The organism is Rhizobacter sp. (genome assembly GCF_031412495.1).
Lineage (GTDB): Bacteria > Pseudomonadota > Gammaproteobacteria > Burkholderiales > Burkholderiaceae_C > Schlegelella_A.
In genome coordinates this window covers 1-5,155 of record NZ_JANODC010000132.1, presented here as the reverse complement: position 1 = coordinate 5,155, position 5,155 = coordinate 1, and the positions used below count along the sequence as shown (strand labels likewise).

Sequence of the window (5,155 nt, the reverse complement as noted above, 5' to 3'; positions counted from 1 at the left end):
GCTCGTCGCACCAGCGCCGGGCCAGGCCGGGGTCGCCGTCGGTCACGACCACGGCCGAGAGGCCGGCGTACTCGATGTCGGCGTTCGGGAAGCCGACGAAGACGCTGGCGCAAAGCGCACCCTCTGCTTCGATCGCCCGGCAGCGCGCCTGCAGCTCGCGGTTCGGCGCGTCGTCGCTGCCCTGGCGCATCACGTGCGGCAGCATCGAGCGGCGGCCCCAGGCCATCGTCGGCCGGGCCCGGCCGGCAAGCAGGTCCAGCATGGCGCGGCCGGCGCGCACGCCGGTCTCGTGCATGTCGATGTGCGGATAGGTCTGGTAGCCGGCGATCACCGTCGCGTCGCGGGCGCACTCGTCGTAGAGGTTGGTGTGCATGTCGAGGGCCAGGGCGATCGGCACGTCGGCAGCGATGGCGCGGATCCGGCGCAGCAGTTCGCCCTCGCCGTCGTCGTGCGATTGCGTGACCATCGCGCCGTGCAGGTCGAGCAGCACGCCGTCGCAGCCGCCAGAGACCGCGGCGCAGATGCGACCGGCGATGTGCTCGAAGGCGGCGTCCTCGACCGGCCCGCTCGGCCAGGCACTGGCCGCGATCGGGATCACGACCTCGGCGCCGGCCGCGTCGGCGAGTTCGATGAAGGCGGCGATGGCCGACCCGGTTCCGCGGTACGCCGCGCGCGCGGCGTCCCCTTCGGGCGGGCTGCCGCCCCCGACGGCGAAGCGCCCGAGCGGCGTCGGCACCGGCGAGTAGGTGTTCGTCTCATGCTTCATCTGTGCGATGACGAGCTTCATCGGAAGACCCCCGGCACGGTGTGGGGGCTGATCTTAGGCGCCGTCAGGCGGGGCCCTTGACCGTGAGCCGGTTCTGCACCGACTTCACCCCTTCGATGCCCTGGGCGATGGCCTGCGCCCGCGCCACGCTGGAGGCGTTGTCGACGGCGCCCTTCAGCGTCACGACGCCGTCGCTGGCATCGACGTCGACCTGCAGGCCCTTGACCTGCTCGTCGACGAGCAGGGCGCCCTTCACCCAGGCGGTCAGCACCCCGTCGGCGATCGCCTCGCCGGCGCGGCCGACGGCCTGGCTCGCGGCGTCGGCGATCGCCGCCCCCGCGTTCGGCGCCGACGATGCCGACGCCGCTGCCGCCGACGCATCGACGCTGAGCCGGTTGTCGACCGACTTCACGCCGTCGATCCCCCTGGCGATGCCGACGGCGCGGTCGATGCCGTTCTGGCTCGGCTGGGTGCCGGCGAGCTTCACCGCGCCGTCGCGGCTGTCGACGTCGATGAGCATCGCCTCGATATCGGGGTCGGCGATGAGCGCGGCCTTGACCTTCGCCGTCATGGCGGTGTCGGCGAGCACGTCGCCGGCACGCGCCATCCCCTCGCTCGCGGCCGCACTGGGCCCGATGGTCGTGGTCGTGGTCGTACCGGTCGGCGTCTGCGTCGTGACCGTCGTCTTCTCGCAGCCGGCGAGCGCCGCGGCGAGGGCCGCGGCACCGAGCAGGAGCACACGGTGCGAGGATGACGGGCGCGTGACGACTTCTCCGGGCGCTGGCAGGGCATCCCTGCCGGAAGCGGCAGCCATGGCAAACCCTGCGCCCGCCCGCGTCGTCATCGGGAAGCGGCCAGCTGCTCGGCCCAGGCGCGCTGTCGCAGCTCCGGGCTGACCCGGTAGCGCTCGCCGCGGTAATGCGCGTCGAGGCGGTCGAGCAGGGCCACCACCGCAGCGGCGTTCCAGCGGGCGAGGAACTCGAACGGGCCGGCCGGGTGGTTGACGCCGAGCTTCATCGCCAGGTCGGCGCCTTCCGGCGTGCAGACGCCCTGCAGCACCGCGTCGCAGGCCTCGTTGATCAGCATCGCCACCGTTCGCGCGACGACCAGGCCCGGCGCGTCGCCGACCAGCGTCGGCGCCCAGCCCGCGATGCGCAGCCACTGCAGGGCCTGCTCGCGCCACGCCGGCGACGTGCTGGCGGCGACCGAGCAGGCGAGCATCGCGCCCGGCGGTCCGCCGGCGGGCGCGACCGGCAGGTCGAACAGGGCCACGTCGCGCAGGGCTTCCTCCGCGGCGACCTGCGCCGCAGCCCGGCCATCGCCCAGGCGCAGCTCGCCGACATCGGTCTGCAGCCCGGTCCAGCGGCTCGCCGGATCGGCCTCGTAGGCGATGTCGGCGGCGTCGAGGCGGGCCGCCCAGCGGTCGATCGCCACCCCGGTCCCGTGCAGGGCGACGATGGCGCCGGCCGGCACCGCGGGCGCCTCGAACGCGGGCGCCTCCGCAGCGGCCGGGGCCGGATGGATGAAGAAGCCGCGTCCGGACTTGCGCCCCAGCAGGCCGCCGTCGACGAGCTCGCGCTGGACCAGCGACGGCACGTAGCGCCTGTCGCCGAAGTTGGCCTCGAACACCGACCGGGTGACGGCGAAGTTCGTGTCGTGGCCGATCAGGTCCATCAGCTCGCACGGCCCCATGCGGAAGCCGGCGCCGCGCAGGCAGGCGTCGATGGCCGCCGGCTCGGCGGCCCGTTCGAGGAGCAGGGCCAGCGCCTCGGCGTAGTAGGGGCGGGCGATGCGGTTGACGATGAAGCCCGGTGTCGAGCGCGCGTGCACCGGCGTCTTGCTCCAGCGTCGGGCCAGCTCGAAGATCGCCGCGGCCACCGCCGGGTCGGTCTGCAGGCCGGAGACGACCTCGACCAGCTTCATCAGAGGCACCGGGTTGAAGAAGTGCATGCCGACGAAGCGGCCGGGCAGGCGCAGCCCGGCGGCGAGCGCGGTGATCGAGATCGACGAGGTGTTCGAGGCGAGCAGGCATGCGTCGCCGACGGTGGCCTCGAGGTTGCGGAACAGGGCCCGCTTCGCCTCTGCGTCCTCGACGATGGCCTCGATCACGAGGGCCGCGCCGGCGGCATCGTCGAGGCTGGAGGCAGCGCTCACGCGCGCAGCGACGGCCCTGGCTTCGGTGGGATCGACCTTGCCCTTGGCAGCCAGCCCGTCGAGCGTCGTGCCCAGCTTGCCGACGGCTGCCGCCGCCGCACCTTCGCGCGCGTCGTAGAGGCGGACCGCGTGGCCGGCCTGCGCCGCGATCTGGGCGATGCCGGCACCCATGATGCCGGCGCCGACCACGAAGACGGCGCCGTCGCGCCCGATGTCGAGTTTCATGGCTGTGGCCCGGCGTTGAACGACTGCACCTTAGGGTCCTCGGCGCAGGCCGGCAATGCAGGCGAACCCCACGGGGCGACTAGACCGCCCCAGCCGCACGCAGGCGATCGACCTCGGCAGGCCCGAGGCCGACCTCGGCCAGGAGGGCGTCGGTGTGCTGGCCGACACCCGGCACCGCACCCATGCCCGCCTGTCCCGCGTCGCCGATCCCCGGCGGCAGCAGCGCCGGCACCGGGCCGGCCGGCGTGTCGACATCGACCCAGCGGCCGCGCGCCTGCAGCTGCGGATGCGCCCACAGCTCGGCCATGCCGTTGACGCGGGCATTGGCGATCTGCGCCGCGTCCAGCCGGGCGACGACCTGCGCTGCCGTCAGGCCGGCGAAGGCGGCGACGACGATCTCCCGCAAGGCCTCGCGCGCGGCGTTGCGTGCCGCGTTGGTCGCGAAGCGGGCATCGGTTGCCAGCTCAGGCTGGCCGAGCACGTGCTCGCAGAAGAGCTGCCACTCGCGCTCGTTCTGCAGGCCGAGCATCACCACGCCGCCGTCGCCGGCCGGGAACGGCCCGTACGGGTAGATGGTGGCATGCGCGGCGCCGCTGCGCGGCGGCGGGGCAGCGCCGTCGAAGGCGTAATACAGCGGGTAGCCCATCCACTCGGCCATGCTCTCGAGCATCGAGATGTCGATGCGCCGGCCGCGGCCGGTGCGGCCGCGCTCGATCAGGGCGGCGAGGATGCTGCTGTATGCGTACATGCCGGCGGCGATGTCGGCGATCGAGCAGCCGGCCTTGGCCGGCTCGTCGGCCGTGCCGGTGATCGACAGGAATCCCGACTCGCTCTGGATCAGGAGGTCGTAGGCCTTCTTGTCGCGGAAGGGGCCGGGCCGCGCCGGGTCGTCGCCGTAGCCGGAGATGTCGCAGACGACGAGCCGCGGGTGCTTCTCGTGCAGCGCCTCGAACGACAGGCCCAGGCGGCCCGCGGCACCGGGGGCGAGGTTCTGCACCAGCACGTCGGCCCGCGCCAGCCAGGAATCGAGGATGGCCGGTGCCTGCGCGTGCTTGAGGTCCAGCGTCAGGCTTTCCTTGCCGCGGTTGGTCCACACGAAGTGCGAGGCGAGCCCGCGGACGCGGCCGTCGTAGCGCCGCGCGAAGTCGCCCGTGCCGGGCCGCTCGACCTTGATCACGCGCGCGCCCTGGTCGGCCAGCTGCCGGGTGCAGAACGGCGCCGCGATCGCGTGCTCGAGGGCGACGACGACGATGCCTTCGAGCGGCTTCACGACGCGGGCATCCTCAGAAGGAACGCGGCAGGCCGAGCAGGTGCTCGCCGACATAGCTGAGGATGAGGTTGGTCGAGATCGGCGCCACCTGGTAGAGCCGCGTCTCGCGGAACTTGCGCTCGACGTCGTACTCGTGCGCGAAGCCGAAGCCGCCGTGGAACTGGATGCAGGCGTTGGCCGCTTCCCAGCTCGCCTTGGCCGCCAGGTACTTGGCCATGTTGGCCTCGGCGCCGCAGGGCTGGTGCGCGTCGAACAGCTCGCAGGCGCGAAAGCGCATCAGGTCCGCCGCCTCGATCTCGATGTGGGCCTCGGCGATGGGGAACTGCACGCCCTGGTTCTGGCCGATCGGCCGGCCGAACACGACCCGCTCCTTCGCGTAGGCCGTGACCCGGTCGATGAACCAGCGGCCGTCGCCGATGCACTCGGCGGCGATCAGCGTCCGCTCGGCGTTGAGCCCGTCGAGGATGTAGCGGAAGCCCTTGCCTTCCTCGCCGATCAGGTGCTCGGCCGGAATCTCGAGGTTCTCGAAGAAGAGCTCGTTGGTCTCGTGGTTGACCATGTTGGCGATCGGCCGCACCGTCATGCCGCCCTGCTCGGCCGCGCGCAGGTCGACCATGAAGATCGACATGCCCTCGGTCTTCTTCGCCACCTCGGCCAGCGGCGTCGTCCGCGCCAGCAGGATCATCCAGTCGCTGTGCTGGATGCGCGAGATCCAGACCTTCTGGCCGTTGACGACGAAG

Annotated in this window: 5 protein-coding genes; all 5 read right to left on the bottom strand. The window is 72.6% G+C overall.

All coding sequences use genetic code 11. The features are described 5' to 3' along the window. On the bottom strand, positions 1-787 hold a 787-nt coding region (locus tag AC30N0_RS04990; protein WP_489516828.1), incomplete at its 3' end, for a M81 family metallopeptidase. A gap of 43 nt (positions 788-830) precedes the next feature. Next, complete coding sequence (locus AC30N0_RS04985) at positions 831-1,580, bottom strand: BON domain-containing protein (protein WP_489516827.1); 750 nt, start codon at positions 1,578-1,580, stop codon at positions 831-833. 26 nt (positions 1,581-1,606) lie between these two features. Then, on the bottom strand, positions 1,607-3,145 hold the full coding sequence (locus AC30N0_RS04980; protein WP_489516826.1) for a 3-hydroxyacyl-CoA dehydrogenase: 1,539 nt from the start codon (positions 3,143-3,145) through the stop codon (positions 1,607-1,609). Between the two features lie 79 nt (positions 3,146-3,224). Further along, the gene (locus AC30N0_RS04975) at positions 3,225-4,415 is read right to left on the bottom strand and encodes a CaiB/BaiF CoA transferase family protein (protein ID WP_489516825.1); all 1,191 of its coding nucleotides are present in this window, start codon (positions 4,413-4,415) and stop codon (positions 3,225-3,227) included. A gap of 13 nt (positions 4,416-4,428) precedes the next feature. Continuing rightward, positions 4,429-5,155, bottom strand: a 727-nt coding sequence (locus AC30N0_RS04970; protein ID WP_489516824.1) for an acyl-CoA dehydrogenase family protein, incomplete at its 5' end; no start/stop codon positions are given.

Coding starts and splice junctions, on each gene's coding strand:
- AC30N0_RS04985 (WP_489516827.1), bottom strand. CDS start 1,580: ATGGCTGCCGCTTCCGGCAGGGATGCCCTGCCAGCGCCCGGAGAAGTC.
- AC30N0_RS04980 (WP_489516826.1), bottom strand. CDS start 3,145: ATGAAACTCGACATCGGGCGCGACGGCGCCGTCTTCGTGGTCGGCGCC.